Origin of the sequence: Paenarthrobacter sp. A20 (genome assembly GCF_024168825.1) — a bacterium.
Lineage (GTDB): Bacteria > Actinomycetota > Actinomycetes > Actinomycetales > Micrococcaceae > Arthrobacter.
In genome coordinates this window covers 4756193-4782877 of the sequence record NZ_JALJWH010000001.1, presented here as the reverse complement: position 1 = coordinate 4782877, position 26685 = coordinate 4756193, and the positions used below count along the sequence as shown (strand labels likewise).

The 26685-nt window shown below is 60.5% G+C and carries 19 protein-coding genes; 12 read left to right on the top strand and 7 right to left on the bottom strand.

Going from position 1 to position 26685, the window contains the following annotated elements:
* Positions 1 to 34: 34 nt before the first annotated feature.
* From J3D46_RS22170 to J3D46_RS22155, 4 genes are all read right to left on the bottom strand, one after another.
* The gene (locus J3D46_RS22170) at positions 35 to 1690 is read right to left on the bottom strand and encodes a hypothetical protein (protein ID WP_253468877.1); all 1656 of its coding nucleotides are present in this window, start codon (positions 1688 to 1690) and stop codon (positions 35 to 37) included.
* A 160-nt stretch (positions 1691 to 1850) separates the two neighbouring features.
* Positions 1851 to 3005, bottom strand: coding sequence for a non-hydrolyzing UDP-N-acetylglucosamine 2-epimerase (gene wecB, locus J3D46_RS22165; protein WP_253468875.1), 1155 nt, complete (start codon positions 3003 to 3005; stop codon positions 1851 to 1853).
* 429 nt (positions 3006 to 3434) lie between these two features.
* Entirely contained in the window at positions 3435 to 4013 is a 579-nt protein-coding gene (locus J3D46_RS22160; protein WP_253468873.1) for a YdcF family protein, read from the bottom strand.
* Between the two features lie 59 nt (positions 4014 to 4072).
* Entirely contained in the window at positions 4073 to 4537 is a 465-nt protein-coding gene (locus J3D46_RS22155; RefSeq protein ID WP_253468871.1) for an Lrp/AsnC family transcriptional regulator, read from the bottom strand.
* A gap of 170 nt (positions 4538 to 4707) precedes the next feature.
* Here J3D46_RS22155 and pdhA point away from each other — a divergent pair, with 170 nt between their 5' ends.
* From pdhA to J3D46_RS22140, 3 genes are read left to right on the top strand one after another with little or no spacing between them, the layout of a single operon-like run.
* Complete coding sequence (gene pdhA / locus J3D46_RS22150) at positions 4708 to 5901, top strand: pyruvate dehydrogenase (acetyl-transferring) E1 component subunit alpha (protein WP_253468869.1); 1194 nt, start codon at positions 4708 to 4710, stop codon at positions 5899 to 5901.
* A complete protein-coding gene (locus J3D46_RS22145; RefSeq protein ID WP_253468867.1) occupies positions 5898 to 6998 on the top strand; it encodes an alpha-ketoacid dehydrogenase subunit beta in 1101 nt (366 codons plus the stop codon). The genes pdhA and J3D46_RS22145 overlap by 4 nt, the downstream gene beginning before the upstream one ends.
* 2 nt (positions 6999 to 7000) lie before the next feature.
* Positions 7001 to 8458 carry a dihydrolipoamide acetyltransferase family protein gene (locus J3D46_RS22140; RefSeq protein ID WP_253468865.1) on the top strand — a complete coding sequence of 486 codons (1458 nt, stop codon included), beginning with the start codon at positions 7001 to 7003 and terminating at the stop codon, positions 8456 to 8458.
* Positions 8459 to 8559: 101 nt separating this feature from the next.
* On the opposite strand, the gene J3D46_RS22135 is transcribed toward J3D46_RS22140, so the two are convergent.
* On the bottom strand, positions 8560 to 9291 hold the full coding sequence (locus tag J3D46_RS22135; protein ID WP_256491768.1) for a DUF6270 domain-containing protein: 732 nt from the start codon (positions 9289 to 9291) through the stop codon (positions 8560 to 8562).
* Positions 9292 to 9567: 276 nt separating this feature from the next.
* Between J3D46_RS22135 and J3D46_RS22130 the strand changes: the two genes are divergently transcribed.
* The 3 genes from J3D46_RS22130 (at position 9568) to J3D46_RS22120 (ending at position 13100) form a co-directional block, all read left to right on the top strand.
* The gene (locus tag J3D46_RS22130; protein ID WP_253468861.1) at positions 9568 to 10410 is read left to right on the top strand and encodes a hypothetical protein; all 843 of its coding nucleotides are present in this window, start codon (positions 9568 to 9570) and stop codon (positions 10408 to 10410) included.
* 221 nt (positions 10411 to 10631) lie between these two features.
* Positions 10632 to 12140, top strand: coding sequence for a polysaccharide pyruvyl transferase family protein (locus J3D46_RS22125; RefSeq protein WP_253468859.1), 1509 nt, complete (start codon positions 10632 to 10634; stop codon positions 12138 to 12140).
* Between the two features lie 87 nt (positions 12141 to 12227).
* Positions 12228 to 13100: an MBL fold metallo-hydrolase gene (locus tag J3D46_RS22120; RefSeq protein WP_253468857.1), complete on the top strand. Its 873-nt coding sequence runs from the start codon at positions 12228 to 12230 to the stop codon at positions 13098 to 13100.
* 113 nt (positions 13101 to 13213) lie between these two features.
* Here the strand turns inward: J3D46_RS22120 and J3D46_RS22115 are convergent, their stop codons facing one another.
* Positions 13214 to 14476, bottom strand: a complete 1263-nt coding sequence (locus tag J3D46_RS22115; protein WP_253468855.1) for a choice-of-anchor P family protein — start codon at positions 14474 to 14476, stop codon at positions 13214 to 13216.
* Positions 14477 to 14793: 317 nt separating this feature from the next.
* Between J3D46_RS22115 and J3D46_RS22110 the strand changes: the two genes are divergently transcribed.
* The 5 genes from J3D46_RS22110 (at position 14794) to J3D46_RS22090 (ending at position 24742) form a co-directional block, all read left to right on the top strand.
* Positions 14794 to 15858: a hypothetical protein gene (locus J3D46_RS22110; protein WP_253468853.1), complete on the top strand. Its 1065-nt coding sequence runs from the start codon at positions 14794 to 14796 to the stop codon at positions 15856 to 15858.
* Positions 15859 to 15956: 98 nt separating this feature from the next.
* Entirely contained in the window at positions 15957 to 17324 is a 1368-nt protein-coding gene (locus J3D46_RS22105) for a cell wall anchor protein (protein WP_253468851.1), read from the top strand.
* A 150-nt stretch (positions 17325 to 17474) separates the two neighbouring features.
* A complete protein-coding gene (locus J3D46_RS22100; protein ID WP_253468849.1) occupies positions 17475 to 18692 on the top strand; it encodes an MFS transporter in 1218 nt (405 codons plus the stop codon).
* Between the two features lie 236 nt (positions 18693 to 18928).
* Positions 18929 to 21745, top strand: a complete 2817-nt coding sequence (locus tag J3D46_RS22095) for a S8 family serine peptidase (protein ID WP_253468847.1) — start codon at positions 18929 to 18931, stop codon at positions 21743 to 21745.
* Between the two features lie 240 nt (positions 21746 to 21985).
* Positions 21986 to 24742 carry a S8 family serine peptidase gene (locus tag J3D46_RS22090; protein WP_253468845.1) on the top strand — a complete coding sequence of 919 codons (2757 nt, stop codon included), beginning with the start codon at positions 21986 to 21988 and terminating at the stop codon, positions 24740 to 24742.
* Positions 24743 to 24842: 100 nt separating this feature from the next.
* Here J3D46_RS22090 and J3D46_RS22085 read toward each other — a convergent pair whose 3' ends face one another.
* Positions 24843 to 26198 carry an acyltransferase gene (locus tag J3D46_RS22085; protein WP_253468843.1) on the bottom strand — a complete coding sequence of 452 codons (1356 nt, stop codon included), beginning with the start codon at positions 26196 to 26198 and terminating at the stop codon, positions 24843 to 24845.
* Between the two features lie 220 nt (positions 26199 to 26418).
* Here J3D46_RS22085 and J3D46_RS22080 point away from each other — a divergent pair, with 220 nt between their 5' ends.
* Positions 26419 to 26640: a hypothetical protein gene (locus tag J3D46_RS22080; RefSeq protein WP_253468841.1), complete on the top strand. Its 222-nt coding sequence runs from the start codon at positions 26419 to 26421 to the stop codon at positions 26638 to 26640.
* Positions 26641 to 26685 lie beyond the last annotated feature (45 nt).

The following is a 26685-nucleotide window of genomic DNA, read 5'->3' as shown; positions in this document are numbered from 1 at the left end:
TCCACCCGGTCACGGGTAGAAGACGCCTTTGCTGTTAACCGCGGTCCGAGTAGAAGGCGTCGTTCTTCACACCTGAACCGTTGGTGACGTTGATCATGTAGTACTTGCCGATGCCCAGAGAGGTGCTCCCGAGACTGGCAATTACGGACTCGAGCCGCGGATTGATGCCGCGCTGTTCACCATAGTCTGGGTTATAGCTGGAAGCCGTAACGGTCTTTTCGTATGTCCGACCAGCAGTATCCGTCCACTTAATGTTTACAGTCCCGCCACTCAAATTGTGCCCTGTGACTAAAACATTTCCGTTGCCATAGAAGATCGAATCGGTAATGACGGGTGTGGTGCTTCCGGCCTTCATTCGATCCGACAGTGGCCCCCAGACCCCTTGGCAAGTGTAGAAGCCGTCCCACATGTAAGAGATGACCTTCATGGGAACGTTGCCGAGTTGCTGAAGTTGACGGTCAATTCGAGCTTTCGTTGACTGGCCCCGCGTATTGGCATCGCATGGATTCTGGCTGGTCAGCGGGGCCATGCCCTCCAAGTTCGCCCATAGCTCGGCGCCTGTGCCATCGACTCCTTCTGCAGCAGCCGCGAAATAGTCGCGGATGGGAGCCTGGTATTTGCTTCCCCACGATCCACTTCCGACGATGGAGGCCGCATACTGATCCACCGGGTTACTTGCTTCGTTCCCGAAGAATGCTCCAGATTTTCCTGTTCCCATTCCATCCTGGATAGCGATGGAGAGATGATTATTGCCGGCTGTGTTTGCAATTTTTTCAGCCCCATCGCGGACCTGGGTGGTCGTAAGACCTACGTTGTACCTTCCATCCAAATAGGGACTTACAATCGCGCCTCGATCCGGATGTATCCGTGCAATAGCCTGGTTCTGGATTCGGTAGATATTCAATATAGGATCAAAAGTTGATCCACTGGTGACTGGCATTTCGTAAGACAAGTAGAAGCCACCTAATCCTGAAATATTGATGACCTTGGATTGGTAACGCAGAAAGCGATCCGTGAACTGCGTAAAGGCTGGAAGGTAACTGACATCCGGCAGATAGCCGTAGTCGGTCCGTGCCACCGGCAAGGGCATCCCCGCGTAGTATTTCATTCCCAGCGTCGTAGCTGCCTTTGCCAATGAGACGTTCACTCCGGCAGTACCTGCCGCGGTCGCACCGCTAATAACCACCACGTCGTAGAGTCCATTCGACGATGTGCAGTTGCTGCCTTGGTTTGGAAGTACGAGCACGGTGAAGGGCTTGCCGTTGCCCGTGAGGGACACATCACGAGGGCAGACATGAGAAGGCGTTCCCCACAAGGCGCTGTCGGAGTAATTGAAGTATCGGTTGACTTTTACACCCGATGCCGCAGCTTGTGCGCAGTTCATTCCGTTGATCTTGCAATCGGAGGGGATTTCGCTCAATGTGGCGGGCTTGATGCGCGAACCAAAGGTGAGGACCGTATCCCCGCCAACGGCTTTGATGTCGGCGAGTTTTTGTGCATTTATAGCGTCGCTGCTGCTCCCAAAAATGAAATAGCCACTAATGGGGTATACGGGGGGTGCTGCGGCTGCTTGGGCTGCTGTTCCATGAAGGGGGCCGGCTATCAGGACGAATGCGGCCAGTAAGCTGGCGGCGAGATGCCGGACGGTTGGTATGCGAACAGTGGATGTCTTGGACCTGAACTTTTCCACGGCGGATCCTTGGGCTCGTAGGGTGAGACCTTGGACCTATGGCAAAAGAATGACGGGCTGGCAGGCGAAACTCAATGATTTGACAGAAATCTTCATGCACTAAAAAGGGCCGTCAACCCACAGTAAAGTGTGTGACGGCCCTATCACCAATATGGTGGTGTTAGACGGAAACTGTCATGCCGAATTCATCGATTCGCTGGCCAACTCCGAGGAGCTCAGCGATAGCGGCGACAGTGCGTTCCGAAGCGCGGCCGTCACCATACGGGTTCACCGCGTTGGCCATTGCGTCAAAGTGAAGCGGGTCGTTCAGCAGGCGGTCAACTTCTGTAACAATCTTTTCCTCGTCAGTGCCGATGAGGGTAACCGTGCCGGCAACAACGGCCTCAGGACGCTCAGTGTTTTCGCGCATCACAAGCACGGGCTTGCCAAGGCTGGGAGCCTCCTCCTGGACTCCACCGGAGTCCGTGAGGACGATGTGGGCCATTGAGAGCATTCGAGTGAATTCTCCGTAAGCCAGTGGTTCGGTCACGATCACGTTCGGCTTGCCATCCAGCGCGGGCAGAACGGCTTCCCTCACGACCGGATTCTTATGAGCCGGCAGGACGATGACGAGGTTCGGCTCGGCGTCGGCAATTCGGGCAAGCGCACGGCCAACGCCGCGCATGGCGTCGCCTTGGTTTTCGCGGCGGTGTGTCGTGACCAAGAGAATCTTTCGGCCACTGGCCGCAAGTTCCTCCAACTGGGGGTCAGTAAAGGGAATCTTCTTGTCTACCGTGGTGAACAATGCGTCAATAACAGAGTTACCTGTGACGACGATGTCCTTAGCAGGCACACCTTCAGCGAGAAGGTTTGCTCGACTGGTCGACGTCGGAGCCAAGTGGAGCGCCGTGATCTGGCTGGTGATCTTGCGGTTGGCTTCTTCAGGGAAGGGAGAGTACAAATTGCCACTGCGGAGTCCAGCTTCGACGTGGACTACGGGGATGCCGTGATAGAAAGCTGCGATGGCGCCAGCCGTTGAAGTCGTCGTGTCACCCTGAACGATGACAGCGTCAGGCTTCTTTTCGGCGAAGAGCTTGTCAAGACCGGTGATGGTGCGGGTCATGATGTCAGAGAGGGACTGACCGGGCTGGAGGATGTCGAGATCGTGGTCGGGCGTGATGCCGAACAATTCGTTGACCTGGTCCAACATTTCACGGTGCTGACCAGTGACCGTGACGATGCAATCGAACTCTGCCGATTCGTGGAGTGCGTGGACAATGGGAGCCATCTTGATGGCTTCCGGACGGGTACCAAAAATGGGCATGATGCTGGGCACGATTTTCCCCCATAGAGCGATTTTGCGGCAGACAGAGACCCTTACATCCTATCTGAGCACGGCGCTGAGCCAGAATCCGAGCGGATTCGGAACCGACTGGACGCTAGCCGGCAAAAATCAGGGCAGCCAGCAATGTTGGGACGGCGACAACGACCAGGACTACGAGAACCAAGGCCACTCGGCGCTTAAACTGCTGCTGTTCGTGCGCCTTTGTCGGGACTATCGGGATTGCTGCAGAAGACGGCCGAGGATGGTCGGTCGGAAGCGTGGTAGTTGCTCGGACAGGGCCCGAGGGGAGCCGGAATCCGAACCGGCGGCGCTTGAAATGGCGACCAGCCGGAAGCGGACGCGCGGGTTCGTGACTCACCGTTTGTACCTTCCCTGGATGGCCGCTGTAAGGCCGACTATCGAACTGTTCCTCCCACTACCTTAGTGAGAAGTGCACTCCGGTCGCACCCAAGTGTCGATTAATCCGCCGGTTTCGATCACAAACCGGTCCATCCATGCACCCGCGGAAAGGTCCGGCTGGGACCCAAACATTTGGACCTCCGCGGTAGTGCATTGGCCAATCAGGGTGCCTGCGCGCATCACGTGATACTCGGACGTCACCACAGTCACAGACTTCCACCCATGTTCCGCAATTAAGGCCCGAAGAGCTTCAGCTTCACCCCTCGTATTCAGCGGAGATGGACGGAAGCAAACAAGATCAGGATCGCCTTCGCCCGCCTCCTCCTGACAGAGCGCATCGCCCTCCACGTTGCCGGCCAGGCCCGTCGTTGAGACCACGAGGACGGGGATATCCAGCTCTTGCTGCAACTCCTGGGCCACCGGCAACCGCTCTTTGCTCATGCCGCCCAGGACAACGATCGCGTCCGTGCGGTGAGGGGTTGTTTGCGGGGGGTCATAGAAGAATTGAAAGGCTGCGATCAGCCAAAGCAATCCCGCCAAAAAACATGCCCCTATAACAACGCCAATGACACGCGTGGCGGGGGCAATTTTGAGGGGCACGGGGACAGTCTAAGGTTCGAAAATGGGTGCCCCTCCCAGCAAAGGCCCCCCAGAAGTGCCTACCGGGTATCAACATCCTCAAATACAAGGAAAGTCTGGGTATCCAGCACTCCATCCATGGACTGCAATTGGTCGAAGATCACACGGCGAAGGTGGATGTTGTCTGTGGCCCGGACCAGGAGAATGACGTCGAAGTCGCCGCCCACCAGTGCGATGTGGTGAACCTCCGGAATCGCGCGGAGTTGTTCCTTGAGCTCGCGCCAGGAGTGCTGCTGAACCTTTAACGTCACATAGGCGGATGACCGTAGGCCTGCCTTGATGGGGTCTACCAGGGCAGTGAACTTCGTCAGCACCCCCTCGCCGGTGAGCCGGGCAATCCGCGAGTAGGCGTGAGCGCGGCTGATATGCACGTTCTCAGCCACCTGGGTGATGGACATGCGCCCGTCGGTGGTCAGCTCGCGGATGATGTCCCGGTCCACTCTGTCCAGGGGAACGGCGGTCTGTTCCGCCTCACTCTCACTCATGGCACTCCAAATCGTCTACAGCACGGGCACGTTACCCAGCTCACAATTGCAATTTGTCTTTCAGGATAGCCACTTCTCACAAGCTCTTCCATGATTCTGCGGAAAGCTGGATACGAAACATCGCCGGGGAACATACTGGAAGCACATAGTGGCTAGAGAAGGACGGACCAATGACGATCCATGCAGACCACTCTGCGCCGGAAACGGCTGTAGAGGACCACGCTGCTGACGTTCGGACGAAATTCGGCATCAGCGTTGAGGATTACATGCTCCCCGCCCGGCACCAGATCCAGATGGTGAATCCGGACGGTACCCTCCGCTCCCATGACGAGCAAGGCACCGAACCCGGCCACGAGTACCCCACACCCAGCGATGCTGAACTGATGGCCGCTTACGAGAAGCTCGTCGTCGGACGTCGCGTCAACGACCAGAACTCTGCGCTGGTCAGGCAGGGCCGCATGGCCGTCTACCCCTCAAGCCACGGGCAGGAAGCCTGCCAGGTTGCAGCCGCCATGTGCCTCAGCGAAGGCGACTGGCTATTCCCCACCTACCGCGACGCCGTCGCCGTCATGACCCGTGGGGTGGACCCCGTAGAGGTGATGACCATCTTCCGCGGCGACTGGCACGGCGGGTACGACCCCAAAGAGCACAACGTCGGCATCCAGTGCACCCCACTGACCACGCAGTTGCTGCACGCCGTCGGCGTTGCCCACGCGGCCAAGCTGCGCGGCGAAGACACTGTAGTGATGGCCATGTGCGGCGACGGTGCTACCAGCGAAGGTGACTTCCATGAAGCCCTGAACTTCGCTGCCGTTTTCCACCTGCCCGTGATCTTCTTCGTGCAGAACAATAAGTACGCCATCTCAGTACCGCTCAGTCACCAGTCCGTGGCGCCGTCGCTGGCCCATAAGGCTGTTGGCTACGGCATGGCCGGTGAGCGCGTTGACGGCAACGACCTTGTCGCACTGCTCGCCGTGATGGACCGGGCCGTGAAGCTGGCGCGCGAAGGCTCCGGGCCGCTGCTGATTGAGGCCCACACTTACCGTATGCAGGCCCACACCAACGCCGACGACGCCACCCGCTACCGTCCGGACAGCGAAGTCGCCGAATGGCAGGCCAAGGATCCGCTGGCGCGCATGAAGTCGTACCTCACGGACAAGGGTCTCCTCGATGACGAGGCCGGCAACAGGATCGCTGAGCACGCCGAAGCCGTCGCCACCCAGCTTCGTGAGGGCTTGGGCGAGGATGTTCCGGTTCAGCCGCTGGACCTCTTCAAGTACGTCTTCGCCAAGCCCACCCCACAGCTGAAGGAACAGTCCGAACTGCTCGCCAGCGAACTCGCACGAGAGGAGAGCGCAAAATGACCGTCACCACCGCTGCCAGCGGCACCACCACAGCCAACGTCAGCGCAGCCACTGCCAGCGCCGCCGCTTCGGCCGCGGCCACCGCAGAGGCAACTGGCCCGCAGAGCCTCACCATGGCCAAAGCGCTCAACACCGCCATGGCTGATGCCATGCGTAATGACCCGTCGGTCCTGGTCTTCGGCGAGGATGTCGGCATGCTGGGCGGCGTCTTCCGCATCACCGACGGACTCATGGCCGAATTCGGCGAACAGCGCTGCTTCGACACTCCGCTGGCGGAATCCGGCATCGTCGGGATGGCAGTGGGCATGGCCATCAACGGCATGCGTCCCGTCATCGAAATGCAGTTCGACGCCTTCGCCTACCCGGCCTTCGAACAGATCGTTAGCCACGTAGCCAAAATGCACAACCGCACCAAGGGCAAGCTCAAAATGCCCATGGTCATCCGCGTTCCCTACGCCGGTGGCATCGGGGGAGTGGAGCACCACTGCGACTCGTCCGAGTCCTACTACGCCCACACTGCCGGCCTGAAGGTTTACACGCCGGCCACCGTGGCCGACGGCTACCGCATGCTGCGCGAAGCCATCGACTCCGATGACCCCGTCATGTTCATGGAGCCCAAGAAGCTCTACTGGTCCAAGGACCAGGTGGACTTGGGCGCCTTGCGAGCAGAGCACGACGCCGGCACCTCCACCGAGGGCCGCGCAGCTATTGCCCGTCCCGGCACCGACGCGACGCTCATCGCCTACGGCCCGTCCGTCCCCACCGCACTCGCCGCGGCTGCGGCGGCTGCCGAAGAAGGCCGCTCGCTCGAGGTCATCGACGTCCGCACCCTCGTCCCCTTCGACGACGAGACCGTCTGCGCGTCCGTGCGCAAGACGGGACGCGCCGTCGTGATTGCCGAGGCACATGGCTTCGCGTCTGTGTCCTCCGAGATCGTGGCCCGCGTTCAGGAACGTGCGTTCCACTACCTGGCCGCGCCGATTCTCCGGGTGACCGGCTTCGACGTCCCCTTCCCGTCTCCCAAGTTGGAGCACTACTACCTGCCAAGCGTCGACCGTATCCTCGACGCCGTTGACGACCTTCAATGGGAGGACTGACCATGAGCTCAGATATGCAGGTCTTCAAACTGCCCGACCTGGGAGAGGGCCTCACCGAGGCCGAACTGGTGAACTGGCTTGTCGCAGTTGGCGACGAGGTCAGGGTTGACCAGCCCATCGCCGAGGTCGAAACCGCCAAGTCCATGGTTGAGGTTCCCTCGCCATACGCCGGCACTGTTGCCGAGCTACACGGCCAGGCCGGTGAAACGCTCGACGTCGGCAAGCCGCTGATCTCGATCGCTCGCGTTGGTTCTGCGGCGGCTGCTCCCGCTGTCGCCGCTGAGTCTGCCGCTCCCACCGCCGTTTCCTCGGGAATCGAGGCTTCACCCGCCGTTGATGCTGCCGCGGAGACGTATCGCACGGAGGAGAAGGCCGGTTCCGGCAATGTTCTGATCGGCTATGGCACCCCTGGTGGAGCGACCGGTGGAAGAACCCGGCCGCGCAAGGCGAGTGTCGCCATCGTTGATCGTATTGCCGAGGCCGCTGCTGAACCTGTCATGGAACCCGCGGTTGCCGGGACCCGTATCCCCGGCAAGTTGAGTGCTGTCATCTCGCCGCTGGTCCGGAAGATGGCCCGCGACCACGGTGTTTCCCTCGACGGCATCGAGGGGTCGGGCGCCAGCGGTCTGATCATGCGCAGGGATGTGGAGGCAGCCATTTCTACGCCGGAGGCTCCTGCAGCTCCTGCCGTTGCTCCGTCCAAGGCAGAGGTGCCCGCCGCTGCCGAAGGTTCCGTTGACAGTCGGACGGGCTTGGCCGTATCGGCCCGGACCCCCGTCCGTGGCGTCCGCAAGGCTGTTGCAGCGAACATGACCCGCAGCCGCTCGGAAATTCCCGAAGCGACCGTATGGGTGGATGTCGACGCCACGGCTTTGCTGGACATGCGGGCAGAACTCAAGAAGCGCAGTCCGCACGATACCCCTGGTCTTTTGGCCTTCATCGCTCGTTTTGTCACGGCTGGGTTAAAAAGGTATCCAGCCCTGAACACACGCTTTGAAACAGCTTCCGATGGGTCCCAGGAGATCGTCGGCTTCGACGGAATCAACCTTGGCTTCGCAGCCCAGACCGATCGCGGACTTGTCGTCCCATCGGTCCGGAACGCGCATGAGTTGAGTGCCCGCGAGTTGGACGCGGAGATTCGGCGGCTCACCGCCGTCGCCCGTGAAGGTAAAGCGACTCCAACCGAACTGGGCTCGGGCACCTTCACGCTGAACAACTACGGTGTGTTCGGAGTGGACGGCTCGGCCGCGATCATCAACTACCCGGAGGTTGCGATGCTCGGCGTAGGTCGCATCATCGACAAGCCCTGGGTGGTCAACGGCGAGCTGGCCGTCCGCAAGGTCACCGAACTCACCCTCGCCTTCGACCACCGCGTGTGCGACGGAGAGACGGCCGCAGGCTTCCTGCGGTACGTGGCTGACGCAATCGAGAACCCGGGTGGAGCGCTCGCGGATATGTAATGTCGGCGTTCGTAACTCAAATACAGCAGGGACCACGATTTCCGGATCGTGGTCCCTGCTGTTGTAGCTAGGTCAGAACTGGGAACTGCGTTTTCGTGCCACTACTTTACGGCGGCTGTGATCGCGTCCCGCATCTTGTGATAAACCGCATCCACGTAGTGATAGGGCGCCAGGCCCCATTGGTGGCCTGCGGCGGCCTTGACAGTGTCCTGCCCGATGGACAACACGTCACAGCCTTCGGATCGTAGGTGGTCGAAATAGCGCTGATAAACCTTGTTGTAAGTTGCAGCGTAGAGGCCCCGATATATGAGGTCCGTGTGTCCGCTGTCAGAGCTCTCGGACCATTCCGGGGCTAGGACGAGAATTGGTCGGCCAGTGTCCTTGATCTTACGGACCACCACACTTGCCGACTTTGACCAGAGTTTGAAGTGCTCTTCGGACCCGAAAGCTATGAGGCGAGGCTCGGTGTCCTGCTGCTGGAGAAGCTTGCTTTCTCCCAGCTCCCAGCTCTGTGTGATGTATGAACCACCACCGAGCTCATACACTCCAAGCCGTTCGTCCACGAGGTCCAGAACAAAGAGATCTGTCTCGCTCGCCGCCTTATCGATCGTGGCAAAGAGGGAAGAACGGATGTCATTTCGGACGCACTGATTCTGGAACTTGGATGTGAGTGCGCTCTCGCCACGGAGAACGCCCCTGGGGGAGGCTGCACTGATCATCCCTTGACGGGCGACGTATTCGACTATGGTCCAGTCTTTGTCGAGGAAGGGGTATGTGTCACGGGACACACAGCTGCCGTAAATGAACAAGCCGGGCAAAATGAACTCCCACATTGTCGGAAGAGAATTCCCCCAGCGTAGCAAGACGAGGGGAGCCCTGATGACACGCCAGCTTCAGCGCCGGGCAGGCTGGTCGGTTCGTCGGTGGCGGAGCGCTTCCGGTATCTTATCTTGGTGGGGAATATAGAACACTTCGCTGAACGTCGTACATATGCGTTCGATATGGGCTTTGGATTTTGTGAGCTGTGTGCTGAGGCTTACTTCCTGAATGGTCAAAATGAGGGCCTGGACCACCCCTGTCCCACGCGGCCCCGGACTATCGATCCTGCAGTGCATATGGTCACCAACTACAAGGGCGTGGCGTCGTTCCTGCGAGCGTCAGCCATCCCGCAGGGCTATCAGATCATCGTCGAGAACGGCCTCCCCATTGACGTTAACGTTCAAAACAGGGGTTTCGACACGACCGTTGTCTTCTTCCAGGGTGCCATCGACCCGAAGTGGACACTTCCCGCTTTCGCCGGCATGGGTGTCTCATCCGACATTCCCGTGAACCGTATCTTCATCTCGGATCCGAGCCTGGTCCTTACGGACCGACTGAACCTCGGCTGGTTCGTAGGCAATTCGCGGATGAACATCCAGAAGAGCCTGTTGGAGATCATCGGTCACATAACGGGTACGTGGGGGGAGCAGCAGCTGGTCTTCTACGGTGCGTCCGGTGGTGGCTTTGCATCACTGTTTTTCTCGGCACACTTCCCCGGCTCGTTGGCCATCGTTTCCAACCCGCAGACGAACGTAGCTAAGTACGAGCTAGCGGCCGTGGAACGTTTTGCTGAAGTTTGCTACGGCGTTCGTGGCGAGGATCCAATGAGTCGGCTTCCTGAAGACGTCACTACCGACCTTCTCGGGCTCTACGAAGAGCCGAGGGGAAATGTCGTGGCGTATATGCAAAACAGCACGGACGCCGCCCACGTTGAGAATCACATGAATCCACTTCTGGCAGCAGCACATCCGGACAACGAGATTCATCTCTTGCTCGGCGAGTGGGGTGAGGGCCACGTGGCTCCTCCCAAACCAATCCACGTGGAAGCGCTGACTGTAGCATCAAGCCGAGACTGGCAGTCGGGGCTTGCGGCCATGGGATTCGAAAGAGTCCAGTTGCCAGTCCACGTCTAGAGCTGGAGCAACGGGCTGGCGCAACAAATAGTAGTCACGACGCCGGTGGTCAGGTTTCCCCTCGAACCTGACTGCCGGCGTCGTACTTTTCCACAGCCAAGAAACCGCTGTCCGGTCCTCACAGCCCGACCCGGTAGGCTGGAAGCTGCTTTTTGACGTTCTAAAACCGAGGTACCGTGCGAGTTGTAGTTCTTGGAGACATTGGTCAATCCATTTATCACGTGGGTGACGAAGCGATGACCCATGCCGTAGTGGACGAACTCCAGGCCCGCGGAATCACGGACATCGTGCTCCTGTCCCGGAACCCTGAACAGAGCAGCAAACTGTATGGCACGGCGGCAGTAAAGACCTTGAAGTTCCCTTGGCCTCCCAACCGCCGCGAGACGTACCTGAAAGAAATTCAGTCCATTCTCGAGGGTGACATGGATGCCCTTCCTGCCACGGATCAGGTCCACGCGCTTATCGAGACAATCAAGTCTTCTGATGGCGTGGTCATTGCAGGCGGCGGCAACATGAACTCCCCGTATGGCTGGCTGCTGTATGAACGGGCGGCCGTGGGCGCCATTGCGAACGCACTCGACAAGCCGTTGGTCATCTCCGGACAGACCGTGGGTCCAGTACTAACAGGACCCGACTACGACGCCGCTGTGGAGCTCTTCCGCTCGGCAGCGCTTTCCAGTGTTCGCGAGCAAACGTCCTTCGAGCTGATGCGTGAGGCAAACGTCCCGGCCGGGTTGACCTTGGATGACGCCAGCTTCCTCAAAGAGGGCCCTGCCGACGCAATCTATTCATCGGCTGTTCCTGCGTACCAGCCGAGCCCCGAACGACCGTACATTGTGGCGAGCTTCGCACCCGGCACGGGGGCGATGGACAGGGATGACTTCAACCAGGGTGTAGCTGACCTGCTGGACAGAATTGCCGACGCCGGCCAGGTGGACGTCGTGATGGTTCCGCACATGTCCCGTCCGGGGAACCGTGACATGGATATGGAGATGCACGAGGATATCCGCCGCCGCATGCGTTCCGAGAACGTCACTGTCTGCGGTCAGTTCACTGCGGAAGAGGCTGCCTCCCTGACGATGCGGGCCGAATTCGTGGTTGCCAGCCGGTACCACCCCATTGTCTTCGCTCTGGCGGCTGGTGTTCCGTGCCTCGGCATCGCCGTTGACTACTACGGAGAAGTCCGGCTGGGCGGTGCCCTGGCCAACTGGGGCCTCGGCCACACTTTGCGGTCATTGCGGCATGTAGTAACCCCCGGGTTTGACGATTATGTGGACCTCCTCTGGAACCGCCGGAACGATATTCGGGCGTACTTGGAGAAATTGAGCCCCACGCAAAGCTCCTTCCAAAGCGCATGGTGGGACGCCGTCGTCGAAACCCTTAAAGGCGCCACCCCGGCCGCGCCGGTACTCAGCACTCCGGAACCGGCCTTCCCTGAACTGCACTCTGGGGAGCACCCTGCGGCCGCCAAACTCACGGCCAACAACGAGTCGCACATTGGTCACCAGTCTGTGGAGTTGTATCGGCTGACCCATGCACTGGAAGACACCACGGGCACTCTTGCCGCAGTGGAAGCGGAGCACGAGAAGCTGCGGCTTGCCCTGGAGGACTCATCCGGGAAATTGTCGGCAGCTGCGGCCGAATCCAATGAGCTCCAAAATCAGCTCCGCTCTCTCGAGACCTCCCTTGTTGTACGGGTGGCACGACGCCTGAAGTTGCTCCGGGTCTGACCCGCCAGTCTTCCAGCTTCCCCTCGGATTTGGTGGGTAGAGTAGAGGCCTGAACATCGCCGGATTGCACTGGATACGGAGAACTCATTGTCAGCTTGGCTCGAACTCGGACCGGACAACTACGTCTTGGAAACCGAGGGATCTTTACTGAACACCGGGCTCGTGGTGGGCTCTGAGCTTGCCATGGTCATCGACACCGGCTGCGGCCCCCGCCAAGGCCGGGAGATCCTTGCTGCAGTCCGCGAAAAGACCCAGCTGCCGCTGGTAGTGGTGAACACGCATGCGCACTATGACCACTTCTTCGGCAACGCAGTTTTTGCCGACGACGGCGTCACAGAGTTTTGGGCGCACGCCAACTGTGCGGCGGCCATCGAAAAGGACGCCGACATCCAGCGCCGCTTCGTGGCCACCAACGAACCGGAGATGGCAGCAGGGGAGGGGGACGCCGTCGACATCGTTGTTCCCAACGCGCTGGTCCACGATCAGCCGGTCCTTGTGGATCTCGGCGGAATCACAGCAACGCTCTTCTATCTTGGACGTGCACACACTGACGGCGACCTCCTGGTAGGCACCAGTTCCACGCTGTATGTAGGCGACTTGGTGGAGCAGGGCGCACATCCATCGTTCGAGGATTCATACCCCGAGGAGTGGGCCGATGCCCTGCGGCACATCTCGGCCCTCCGCCACCGTTACGAGTTCCTGGTCCCCGGTCACGGAAAGCCCGCCAGCGACGAGTTCGTCAAAACCATGGCCGACACCATGAGCACGGCAGTCCGCCAAGCAACGCAGAGCATCCGGGACATGCCTTCCGATGCAACCAAGGCGATTCCGGTGCTGCCCTACGGCCCGGAGCAGTCCCGTTGGTTCATCAAGCGCCTCCAGGAAACCAACGCCCAAGGACGGACCTCGCTTGCCACGCCAGACTTCGGACCAGGAAAAGCGGGTACCTACCCTTCCTAAATCAAGCTGCTGAATCCAGCCAATGAAGCAGACGAACGGTCCGTCACCGATATGTTGGTGACGGACCGTTCATGTTTTGACCAACAATGAGAACCTTGGCCTACAGCTGCCAGCTAGAGTGTGACCCCTGTGCTGGAGTAGCCGATCTGGATTCTTGACCCTGTGGGCAGTGCGCCGAGTGGCTGGCTCAGCACGACATCGATCATGGTGACGATGATTGAACTGGATGACTTGCTGACCTTGTGCAGGGTGACCTGACCGAGGCCTGCCACCTGTACCACGGTGTTCGGAGCGACAGAAGCATTGATTGCCGGAAGTCCTGCAATCCTCAGATTGGTGAAGGTGGAGGTGTCCGTCAGCGTGGCTGTTGTGGCGCCTGCAGCCCGAGTTGCACTTGTCTCTGCCTTGATGGCATCGGCCTGGATCAGCCCGTTGAGCACGTTGAGTCCTGCAAGAGAGTTAGTCACTACGCTCTTCGGCTGCGGGGCCAGGACGCCGCTGGTCTTCGTCGAAGACGCTCCGACTGTCAACAGGCCCGGGATGTTGGTTCCAGCCACGTTTGCTGACCCGGCTCCGCCACTGCACCCGAGGTAGGCAACTGCGGTTGGACCCGAATTGATCAGTCCTGACGCCAGCACGGCTCTGGTGCTGAAACCTGTTCCGGACAGGAAACCCGACTGCGTAGGGGTCAGATTGGCGGTGCTGACACCCAAACGGATATCGGTACCAATCTTGAGACCAGGCAGCCCGGCCTTCAGAACTTCGACACGTAGCGCCGTGGTCGATACCTGATAGGCCCCGTTAACCAGGCGCTTCTCCTGGCCGTTCAAGGTGATCTTGCCAACCGAACCCACCAGCGGGATGGCGAGATCGAGCACCGTGTTGGCACCCGGGTTGGCCCCGACCGACACACCCAAAACCTTCAAATTAGCAATAGTCGTCTTGTTCGTGCCAGAAAAGGCGCCCGCAGTGTTCTTATCCGCAGAACTTTCGGAGGTGATGGCACCGGCTGTGATCAGCCCACCCAAGAGGGTGGTTCCGTTGATCGTTGATTTGCTTTCGATCCGTTTGCCCGTGGTGGTCAGCAGGGATTTGACGCTCGTCGTTGCTGCGCCGACATTGCCCACGGCGGGAACGGTTAGTGCCGCCGCAGTGTTGGAGGAAGTCTTTCCCGTGGCGCCGGTGCAACTGATGCTTGAACTCGCCGTAGGACCAGAAGTTAATGTCTTATCCGTATTGAAAATGTAGGAACCATACGCGGTACCCGAGAATCCGGTGGTTACCTGCGCTGGCGTGGTTGCAGCAAGTGCCGGTGTAGCCGACCCGGCAAGTGCAAGAGTTAGTGCCCCCACTAAAGCAACATGCGAACGTTTCATGTATTTCTCCCCAGAATGTCGTACACGATCTCGTAAGAGTGCTTACGGTGGTGCTCACGGTACCGTCCGGAAATAGGCTAAAACAATAGATCTGCCGAATCGGGTAAAGAGTTCTTTTCTTGTTCCTTGGTTCGACGCCCTGGGTGGGACCAACCATGAATTGTCCACGCGGTGCAGGCTGCAGGGATTCCGCGAGAAGAATGCCCTCCCTGAATCACGTTGTGAAATCCTGTTTACTCCCAGCCATGGACTAATGGGTAGCTCCAGTCCTAGGATGAAGGCGACCATTCGGTTCGCGACTACCTGGGGGTGTCGAGATGAAGGGCACACGCGTATTCCCGCGTGCTACCAACATTCTCCGCTCTGTCATGATCGCTGGAGCCGGAACGGCAATCTGGATAGCACTCTCCGCAACTGCCGCGAGTGCCGACACCGGAGCTTCGGATAACCACACACTTCTTGGTGGAGTAACGGCTAACGTCTCCACCGCTGTCTCCTCGTCAACGGACGCCGTTGGGTCCGTCGCAAAAGCTGCTGTGCCACAGGCGACGGCTCCTATCATCAGCGTCCCCGTCCCGAACGTCCCGCTGCCTGCTCCCGTCAAAGCTGTAGTGCCCGCGAAACCGATATCGGTCCACGTTCCGGTGGTGACGCCCATCGTGGAGCAGATTGGCGGTTCGGTGGACACCCTTGTGGGGACCGTTCCTGTCGTCAACAACGTGGTTCCGGGCGACACTGTCAAAACTGTTGCGGACACAGTGGTGACACCCATAACTGGAAGCGTTGACCAGACCGTGGAAGCCGTTGTTCCCCCGGTCAACGATGCCCTGGCGCCCGTTGCCCTGGAACCCGTCACCGACGTCACCAACCCCATTGTTCAGCCGATCGTCGATGTAGTTGATAGCGTCCTACCGCCGGTCACCTCGGGCATTCCACCCGTTGTGCCTGGAGACAAGGCCCCGAGCGTCGGCACTATCCCAAGTTCCGGCGTCGTGGGTTCACGGGAGGGTGAGGGCTCTGCCGGAACTGTCCTGCAAGAATCAACTCCCGGACAAGTCGAGCAGCCAGCACTCGCGACTGCTGCGCCGGTGCTTTCCATAACCCGCGTGCTCGGCTCGTCCGGCACTGCGGCGGCCGCTGGAATAGCTTCTACCGGCGCTCCGAAGGGACCATCAGAATCGCCTGCGGACCGCAAAGCTGTGCCGGCTGGCCTGGCTGGCGCTGGATCCGGGAACTCCCAAAATGGCCCTCCCAGCCCGGCGGCAGCCTACCTGCACGGCGGACTGATCATTCCCGCAGATTCCCTTACTGACCTTGTGACGGTCAGCGATGAACAACATCCAAAGCCGGTCTGTCTTGATCCCGGCTCCTCTCCTGACTAGTTCCCCAGCCCAGCTGCGTATCAGCCCGCAGCAGACGGTAATTCAGGCGATCCGTCAACGGACGTCTCTGGGAACAAGACCTTCAGGAGAAGATCACAATGAACACGACCCTACGCAAGTGCCTCATCGGCACATGCTTTGCCGGGGGCATGATTGTCCTCAGCGCAACCGCAGCACATGCCGCGGATACCACCAGCGGCAAAGACGGGCTCCTCTCCGGAACCCAAGTAGTAGCGCCTGTTACAGCGCCGATCACCACCGGCGCCACATCACTGGGACTGTTGGGGGATTCAGCAGCTACGGCGTCCGCGCCGGCAACTGCTGGAGGTTCGGGCACAGCGCCTGCTGCCACAACCAGCGGCTCCGACAGCATCGCTTCCGGGACACAAGTAGTCGCCCCGGTTTCGGTGCCCATAAACCTGGGCTCGTCGTCAGTGGGTCTGCTGGGGGGCTCCACTGTGGCGAGCCCAGCCACACCTGCCGCACCAGCAGCGGCAACAAGTTCGACGCCGGCAGCCGGGACCAGCGGTTCCGGCGGCATCGCCTCGGGAACCCAAGTGATCGCGCCGGTGACGGTTCCCATCACGGTGGGGTCGACGTCGGCGGGCGTTCTGGGTGACTCATCTGCCACCTCAACGCCAGCAACATCAACTCCTGCGCCGGCTCAAGCGCCGACGCAGGCAACAACGTCGGGGGGAGAGTCAATCGCATCCGGCGCTCAGGTAGTGGCTCCGATATCGGTCCCTGTTAACATCGGGGCCACTGCCGTGGGTGTGGCTGGGGATTCCTCGGCCACGTCCGGTACCGCCGGTACTGCGGGTGGCACTGCTCCGGCGGGCAGCGCTTCGGGTGCTTCGACGAGTGGTTCGGATGGCATTGGTTCGGGCACGCAGGTTGTTGCTCCGATTACGGCTCCGGTGGACCTCGGCGCTACCTCGGCTGGTGTGCTGGGGGAATCCTCCGCTATCAACACCGGTACTGCGGGTGGGACTGCTCCGGCTGGCACCACGGGCGGCAGCACTACTTCCGGCAACGGCGGGCTGCTCTCAGGCACGCAGTTGGTCATTCCAATTACTGCTCCTGTAACCGTTGGGTCCACGTCAGTGGGCGTCGGCGGCGGCTCGGTTGGCACTGTCACGCCGCCGGTTGTTGCGCCTCCGGTCGTTACGCCTCCGGTCGTTGCGCCTCCCGTGGTGAACCCGCCGACTATCAACCCGCCTGCTGGCGGCAACACTCCCGCTGCTGGCATCAGTGCGGGAGCCGGCACCCAAGCCGGCACGGTTGTAGCCCTTGCTTCCACAAAGGGCGCGATGACCGCGGCAGCCTCCACCGCCGTCGGGAGTTCAAGCGAGCTGGCCAATACAGGGCTGAATGGCGCCTTCGTTGTCTGGGCAGGAGCCATGCTTTTGATGGGCCTGCTCCTGGCGGCAGGTAGCCGCCGGAAGGCAGCAACCAACCGCCGGTAGTCCGCGGCTGGCAACCCCGCTTCGCATGTAGTTGTTGCGGCTCCGGATCCCGGAGCCGCTACAACTGCGAACCCCACTAGTGCGCCGGTGCGCATTGCACAACGTAATGCTGGCCCCGACCGCAGCAACCGCAGTCCTAGGATGAAAGGGATGACCAAGACCCAGACGAATCAAGCGTTCAGCCTTCGCAGCGTCGCATTGCCGGCCTTCGGGCCGGCACTGCTGTTCTGTATCGGCGAAGGGGCGGTCCTTCCGGTCATCGCTCTCTCGGCACGTGACCTCGGGGCCTCTGTGGCAGTTTCCGCGTTGATCGTGACGCTGATCGGACTGGGATCCTGGATCTTCAACATTCCGGCGTCGATCATCACGGAGAAGTTCGGCGAACGATGGTCGATAGTCGGTGCCGGAGCCCTGGGCGCAATCGCGCTAGGTGCCGCGGCCTTCGCACCACAAATGGAGCACGGGCTCTGGTTGCTGGCGGCCTCCATGACTCTGGTGGGAATGTCCGCCAGCGTCTTCAACCTTGCCCGGCAAAAGTTCCTGACGGAAGCAGTCCCCGTTCTATACCGCGCCCGTGCACTGTCCACGCTGGGCGGCGTGACCAGGATCGGCATCTTCATTGGGCCGTTCGTTGGTGCCGGCGTCATGCAGTTCGCCGGAATCAGCGGGGCCTACTGGGTGGGCTTTGCGGGCATGATGGCGGCTGCGGCTTTGTCGCTGACCATCCCGGACCTGGTGGCCCCAGACACGTCCGACGGCGGTCCTCGCCCTCCGGCGTCCACGTTGCGGAGCGTTGCGGTGTCCCATGCCGGGGTGTTCCTGTCCGTCGGTTTCGGAATCCTGCTGCTCAGTGCTTTGCGGGCTTCGCGACAGGTGGTCATACCGTTGTGGGCGGATCACCTGGGCCTCGACGCCACCCACGCTTCCCTGTTGTTCGGCCTTTCCGGAGCGATCGACATGCTGGTGTTCTACCCTGCCGGAAAGCTCATGGACAGGAAGGGGCGGCAGTGGGTTGCCATCCCGTCCACGGTGATTATGGGGAGCGCCCTGATCCTGATCCCGTTCACTGGCGGGTTCGTGCCGTTGCTGCTGGTTGCCCTGCTGATCGGCTTCGGCAACGGGATCAGCTCCGGACTCATCATGACGCTCGGCGCCGACTTCTCACCGGACAACGGTAGGAGTCACTTCCTGGGCATTTGGCGCTTCATCGCCGATTCGGGTGCCACCGGGGGACCGGTGCTCCTTTCCGGGCTGACGGCCGCCATTTCACTGTCCGCCGGCATCTGGGCCACAGGCGTACTGGGCTTCGCAGCGGCAGCGGTGTTCGCCGTCGCAATTCCGCGGCTAAAACACCGGCGTAACTATTGAGCTTTCTCTGCGTGGATTCCTGACCCTTTTCATTCCATCGAGGGCGTTCTGAAACCCCAATAGGTTGGGATTCGGTTTCTGCGGAGGGAACCTCGGTCATTAACCCCGGGCGGCTGCCGGAGAAGACTCACAGGAAATTCGCAGGAAACTCCAGATAGTGGCTAAACTCATGCTGGCCGTAGACTCGCGGCCATTTTTTCGCGCTCTTGGGGGCGTTTGAGCAGAGGGCGCTGTCTATGCAGAACCGACGGAGAGCCAGCGTGCGCTCTCAAGTACTACTTGTAGGCGTTATCGCGTTGGTCGGAGCTGGTTTGCCAGCGTTGCCGGCAGTGGCGGATGACGTGCCCGTGCCGGCGCCGAGCGCGGCACCGTTGTCGACGGCCACCCAATCGTCGGTGATACCGACCGATCAGTTCATCGTGAAGTTCAAAGAACGAGCGGGCATCCAATCGGCTGACCGACAGTCTTCTCTTCGCCAGGCTGCCGGTGCAGCAGGCGTCCCTGTCCAAGCCGTTCGCAGCACCGCAACGGGCGAGGAGGTCGTCAAGACCGACCGAAAGCTTGGGGCCGAAGAAGCAGGTGAGCTCGCTGCCACGCTGGCGGCGGACCCCACTGTGGAATATGCCGAACCGGACACCATCATGCGGCTTCACGATGTCCGGCCCAACGACACCTACTTTGATTTTCAGTGGGGTGTGGGTGACAACGACAGCGGGGGCATTCGCATGCCAATTGCCTGGGATATCAATCAAGGTGAGGGCAGCGTAGTTGCAGTCATCGACAGCGGCATTCTGAGCCACAGTGACCTGAACGCAAACGTCCTCCCTGGGTACGACATGATCAACGACCCCGCAGTTGCACGCGATGGGAATGGGCGCGACTCCAACCCGCGTGATGAAGGAGACGCCGTCACTGCTGGTCAGTGCGCGCCGGGTGAGCCCGCCAGTATTTCTTCCTGGCACGGGACGCACGTAGCCGGCATTGTTGCGGCCGTAGGTGGTAACGGTAAGGGCGTCACCGGCGTGGCGCCGAAAGCCAAGGTTGTGCCCATCCGCACCATTGGCACGTGCGGTGGCTATACCTCCGATATTGTCGACTCGATTCTATGGGCCGCAGGGGGAACCGTTCCCGGTGTTCCCGCGAACGCCAACCCTGCCCGCGTCATCAACCTCAGCCTTGGTGGGCGATCCACGTGTCCCGCAGCCATCCAGAACGCCGTGGACTTCGCTCATGGCAAGGGCGCGGTGGTAGTGGTATCGGCTGGCAATGAAAACATCGACGCATCGCTGGTGAGCCCCGGCAACTGCCGGGACGTCATCAACGTCGGCGCCACCACTAAAGATGAGCGCAAAGCCTATTACTCCAACTACGGTGCGGCTATCGACGTCATGGCGCCCGGCGGCGACATGAGCGTGGACGTTCTGGGCGGCATCGTGTCCACTCTCAACAACGGTACCGACCGCGCCACAACGGAGGACTACTACCTCAAAGCCGGCACGTCCATGGCTGCGCCGCACGTCGCAGGAGTGGCAGCAATGATGTTGTCGGTCCTGCCAGCCTTGAAGCCGGAGGACGTAGAAGCGAAGCTCAAGGCAACGTCCAAGGCACCAACGTGCAGCGGTTGTGGGGCAGGGCTCATTAACGCAACCGGTGCCCTCCGAGACGTTGAGCTGGAAGCTGAGCCAATTGTTGGTGGCACTCCGGTGATCACGGGTGAGCCCTTCGTGGGGAAAACGTTGACCTCGACGGACATCGGTAACTGGACCTTCAACCACCTCACTCAGTGGACGCATCAGTGGAACCGAAACGGGGCGGCGATCCCCGGCGCCACTGACTACTCGTACACGCTCTTGCCGGAAGACCTGGGCTCTACACTCACCTTTACTGTTACAGCCAAAAAGGACTTTCATCCCACGGTCTCAGGCACCTCAGCTCCGACGGCCACGGTGAAGCCGGGGATGTTGTCCTCAAACGTTCCCACCATCAGCGGCTCGGCCTATGTCGGCAACGCTCTGACAATGGACGCGGGAACATGGGGACCTGAACCTGTCGAGCTTTCGTACCAGTGGTATCGGGCCGGTGCCGCCATCCCTGGCGCCACGGGGACGGGTTACACCCTTGCGGATGCAGATGCGGGCAAGGCACTGACCGTCAAGGTAACTGGCACAAAACCGGCTTACGGCACCGTGGTAAAGACCAGCGCTGCTACGCAGACCGTGGTGACGGCCGACAAAGCGGTCACGCCGAAAGCAGTTGGCTTCGCAGAGGCCCCTTACATGGCGAACGACAAGTACACGATCCCGGAATCCATTGGCACTGAATACCAAATCTCGGGGACTACCGTTGCGGCCGGGACATATTCAGCTCGTGGCCAAGTCAAGGTAACGGCCAAAATCAAGGACGGCTTTGCACTGGCTAACGGTGCAGCCTCCGAATGGCTGGCGTACTTCAGCTCAAAGGGCCCCGCATTCGCGGCTCCAGCCAAGTCGCCGTTCAAGGACGTGCTGACTACCCAGCAGTTCTACAAGGAAATGGCATGGATGGCCGACCGGAAGATCTCCACGGGATGGGTCGAAGCGGACAAGTCCGTGACTTACCGTCCCGTGACCCCGATCAACCGTGACGCGATGGCTGCGTTCCTCTACCGCATGGCGGGATCGCCCACCTACACCCCGCCAGCCAAGTCACCGTTCAAGGACGTGACAACCACCCAGCAGTTCTATAAGGAAATGGCTTGGTTGGCTGAAACAGGCATTTCATCGGGATGGACGGAATCTGATGGTTCACGGACCTACCGACCTTTGACTCCCATCAACCGTGACGCCATGGCTGCATTCCTCTACCGCTTGGCGAACAAGCCCGACTACCAGCCGCCAAATTGGCTGCCATTCTATGACGTCCCCTATGGAACGCAGTTCTACAAGGAGATGGCGTGGATGTACGAACAAGAGATCTCCAAGGGCTGGCTGGAGGCTGACGGACAGTACACATACCGCCCGCTGTCGCCTATCAACCGCGACGCCATGGCAGCCTTCCTTTACCGGATGCCGTAGCGACACCAAAGTACGAATCAACCGGGGCCGGTTGCAGAATCTTCTGCAGCCGGCCCTCGGCGTTGCCCAGCATCCGAGACTCGACTCACAGGTAATTCGCAGGAATCTCAACTCTCTGGCTAAACTCATGCTGGCCGTAGACTCGCGGCCAATTTTTTCGCGCTCTTGGGGGCGTTTGAGCAGAGGGCGCTGTTTATGCAGAACCGACGGAGAGCCAGCGCGCGCTCTCGAGTACTACTGATGGTCGTAATCGCGATGGCCGGCGCCGTGCTGCCGGCCCTCCCTGCTTCTGCAGACGATGAGCCCAGGCCCAGTGCTGCACCGCTGTCGAAGTCCACGGTCACCGAGGCGGATCCGACCGATCAGTTCATCGTGAAATTCAAGGAACGGGCAGGTATTCAGTCGGCGGATCGCCGATCGGCCGTTGGCGAGGCGTCCGATACCGTGGGCGTACCAGTCCAAGCGGTTCGTACTCTGGCCACGGGGCAGGAGGTGGTCCGGACCGAACGAAAGCTTGACGCCGAAGAGGCCAGCGAGCTCGTGACTGCCCTCGCTGCAGACCCAAGGGTTGAATATGCCGAACCCGACACCATCATGCGGCCTTTTGCTGTGGCACCCAATGATGAGTACTACCGCCTGCAATGGGCCCACGGGGTTGGCAACGGCGGGATGGGCGTTTTGGGAGCCTGGGATGTCAGCCAAGGCGAGGGGAGCGTGGTGGCCGTCATCGATAGCGGCATTCTCAACCACAGCGATCTAAACGCCAATGTCCTCCCTGGTTTCGACATGATCAGTGACCCAGCAACCGCCCGTGACGGCAACGGCCGTGATTGGAACCCGCAGGATGAGGGCGACAGAACCTCCGACGGTCAGTGCGGTGCTGGATGGTCGGCAGAGGATTCCTCCTGGCATGGAACGCATGTCGCCGGCATTATTGCTGCTGTAGCTGGAAACACCCAGGGTGTTGCGGGAGTAGCCCCCAAGGCCAAGATCGTGCCCGTCCGGGCCCTTGGTATCTGCGGCGGATACACCTCCGATATCGCCGATTCGATCATCTGGGCAGCCGGAGGAAGTGTTGCCGGCGTTCCGAACAATACCCACCCTGCCGACGTCATCAACTTGAGCCTTGGTGGGCGCGCGGCCTGCTCAACGGTGTACCAAAACGCCACTGACTTCGCCCGCAGCAAAGGCGCATCCGTGGTGGTGGCAGCAGGCAACGAAAACATTGATGCATCGCTGGTAAGCCCGGCAAACTGCACGAATGTTTTGGTGGTGGGTGCCAGTAAACGGGACGGTAACAGGGCCTCATACTCAAACTTCGGAATCAACCTCGATGTCACCGCACCTGGTGGGGACATGACTTACAACAGTGCGGACGGCATCGTGTCCACCCTGAATAACGGCACGGATGTTGCCACCACGGAGGACTACTACCTCAAGGAAGGCACCTCCATGGCCGCCCCGCAGGTAGCAGCAATTGCGGCGTTGATGTATTCGAAACTGCCCGCGCTTACACCCACTGACGTAGAGCAGAAGCTGAAGGCGACCGCGCGGCCGATCTACAACTGCAATTGTGGAGCAGGGTTGGTGGATGCGACGGCAGCTCTCAATGACGTTGCATCGGACGCCTCCCCAGTGGTTCCCGGGACTCCCACCATCTCCGGTGACGCTGTGGTGGGTGGGTTGCTGACCTTGTCCCCCGGAGTTTGGGAGCCTGCGGGCAAGGTGTGGACGGACTACAAGTGGAAGCGAAATGGCGTCCTTACCAACGGCACTGGGATCCAATATCCGCTGGGGCCCGGAGACCTGGGCGCGACTTTCACTGTGACTGTTACCGGAAACAAGAACTACCAAGCCAGCGTGGCGGTGACCACTGCTCCTACAGCTCCAGTCGGGGTGGGAACGCTAAGCGCCGGGGTACCCTCCATCAGCGGTAATGCGTATGTTGGCGGTACGCTGACCGCTGACCCCGGCAGTTGGGATCCTGCTCCCGTCCAGTTGGCCCTGCAATGGCAACGGAACGGGGAGCCTATCCAAAGTGCCACCGCCAAGACGTATACGGCGACTGAAGAGGACTCCGGCAAGGCGCTTACTCTCAAGGTCTCCGGTTCAAAGCAGGCCTACCATTCGCTGTCTGTTGTCAGTGAACCCACTGCCTTGGTGGTCCCTGCGGAAAAGGCTGTGTCGCCTGAGCCTGTGGTGTTTACCGATGCTCCCTTTGCCGACAAAGACACTTATGCCATTCCTGACACGGAAAGCACCAACTACTTCATTGATGGCGAGCCAGTTACTCCGGGGATACATTCGGCCACGGGGCGCATCACGGTAACGGCAGCGGCCAAGGACGGCTACGTACTTCTGCCCGGCGCCACCACATTGTGGACGGAACGCTTCAGCGCCAAGGGTCCGGATTTTGTACCGCCGTCCATTTCGCCCTTCAAGGACGTGCTGACCACTCAACAGTTCTACAGGGAAATGGCCTGGATGGCAGATGAAGGCATCTCTACGGGATGGGTGGAAGCGGACAAATCCGTAACGTACCGGCCCTTGACGCCCATCAACCGTGACGCCATGGCCGCCTTTCTGTATCGCTTGGCAGGTTCGCCGGCTTACACTCCGCCGACCAAGTCCCCGTTCAAGGACGTGCTGACCACGCAGCAGTTCTACAAGGAAATGGCGTGGCTGGCGGATCAGAAGATCTCCTCCGGCTGGACCGAAGGCGACGGCTCGCGGACATACCGGCCCCTGACGCCTATCAACCGTGATGCCATGGCGGCATTCCTTTACCGGATGGCCGGTTCACCGGAATACAGCAGCCCATACCCGTCGCCGTTCAATGACGTTGCGTACGGGCAGCAATTCGATATGGAAATGGCTTGGATGCTGGACATGGAAATTTCCACTGGATGGGTGGAAGCCGATGGAAAGCGAAACTACAGGCCGCTGTCTCCCATCAACCGTGACGCGATGGCCGCCTTCCTCTACCGCATGCCATAAGCCTTTGGGAGCTGCTGCTTCCTGACCCTGTTTGGACCAACAACGGCCGCAGAGCAACCCCATCAGGTTGTTCTGCGGCCGTTCGGCGTTGCAAAGAGGGTCAGGAGGCCACCGAATCCGATGACACCAACCGCGGCGTCTTCCACGCCCGGTCCGGGACTTTGCCGGTAACAAGGGCCACCGCGATCACCAGCAGCACCAAGCCCCACGTCGCATTTGCCGCATCCAAGGCCGTCCTCATCACTACGAACGGCGGGATGATGGCCAGGACAGTCCCTGCAGCGATGCGCCACATCGCGGGCCTAAAAGCACCCGAAGCCAGGGCCGTGGTGGCGAGCTCCAAGCGGACCAGTGGGGTTGAGACGAGCAGCACCAAGGCCCAAGCCGCAACGTAGAACAGAGGCCGGGTGAGCCACCACTCGGTGCTGGCCGGCTCCGGGAACGGCAGCCTCAGGATCAAAGCGAGGCCGAACATTGCGATGATCAACGGCAGGTGCCACAGGTAAATGGTCATCGCCCGGCTGCCCACCACGAACATCACCTTCTGCACCCAGCCAACGTGCACGAACCGCTGCAGAACCGGGTACAAGGCCTTCACCAGCAACACATGTGCCAAGCCCACCAGGATGAGCGGGAACATCGGCGGGTTCTGGCTGGTCAGCATATCCACGGGATACGGGCCGGAATGAGTGAGTGGAACCATAACGAGGTAGCAAGCAGCGGCAGCCATGACCAGCTTCCAACGGGAGAACCTGTCAAAAAATCCATCGGCATAGAAGAAGCCCAGCTGCTGCAGCAAGCCCCACACGAACACCATATTCAACAGGCCGATCGGGTTCGAGTCGAAGCCCCACGGGTTGCGCTCCAAGCCCAGGCGAAGGACATCGACGACGACGGCGCCCGCGGCCAGCGCTGCGAGGGTCCGGTACGGTGCCAGGCCATGGAGCTTGGCCATCGTTGGCACCATGGCTTGGCAGATCAGGTACGCAGCGAGGAACCACAGCTGGACTCCAGCGCCCGCAGCGATAACCGCCAGCAGCTCGCCCGGGACGCCAGCCGCCGTCGCACTCCACAACGCAATGGCGAGGAACGCGTACAAGGCGACCGTGGGGCGGACCAGTCGGAGCACCCTGTTCCGGAGGTAGTCACCTGCGTCGCCGCCCTTCCGCTGCAGGCTGCGCCATGAGGTGAGCGACGCGAACCCGCCCACCACGAAGAAGAGCGGCATGACCTGGCCAAACCACGTTCCCTGTGCGAACCAGCTCAGGGAGGTCAGGGGATTCCCTACTCCGACGCCGGAGGAGTCCACGCTGATGCCCATCATGAGCAGGTGGACGGCCACTACGGCAAACATGCAAGCGACGCGGATGAAGTCCACCACGAGATCGCGGGATGCCGGAACGGTAGCAGTGCGACCGGCAGTGGGGCTCAAGCCGGGGCTGAGGGTGGAAGACATGGGGGCTCCTGGGATTAGCCGTTGTTTATCCATCGAGTGGATTAACTGTAACCCATGGATTGCACCCCGTCGACGTCACACGCAGAAACCCGGACGCATTCGGGTCAAGATAGGTAGCGCCGGGCGTAGCCTTAAGGAGGGCCTGCACCCCCGATCACCCGAGAACCACTCCGGCGCAAATGGCGCATTCCATGAATCCACACCCCACCAATGAAGGGCAGTGCTGATTGTTGTGCACATCAAAGAATTCTGGGACCAGCTCTCATCGGACACACAACAGTGGCTCATCGACAACCCGGGAACCATGATTGTGCCCCGAACCGTCACAGCGATCATCAATGGCGAGACGGGGGAGAGCGACACCGTGGACGCCCACGGTGGGACGCAGCTCACTGATGAGGACCGGCATTTCATCCAGGATCAGGCCAGGCGCGCCGGGTAGCGCGAATCGCACCATAGGCTCGGGTGCGATCGGCGCCGAAGTGGT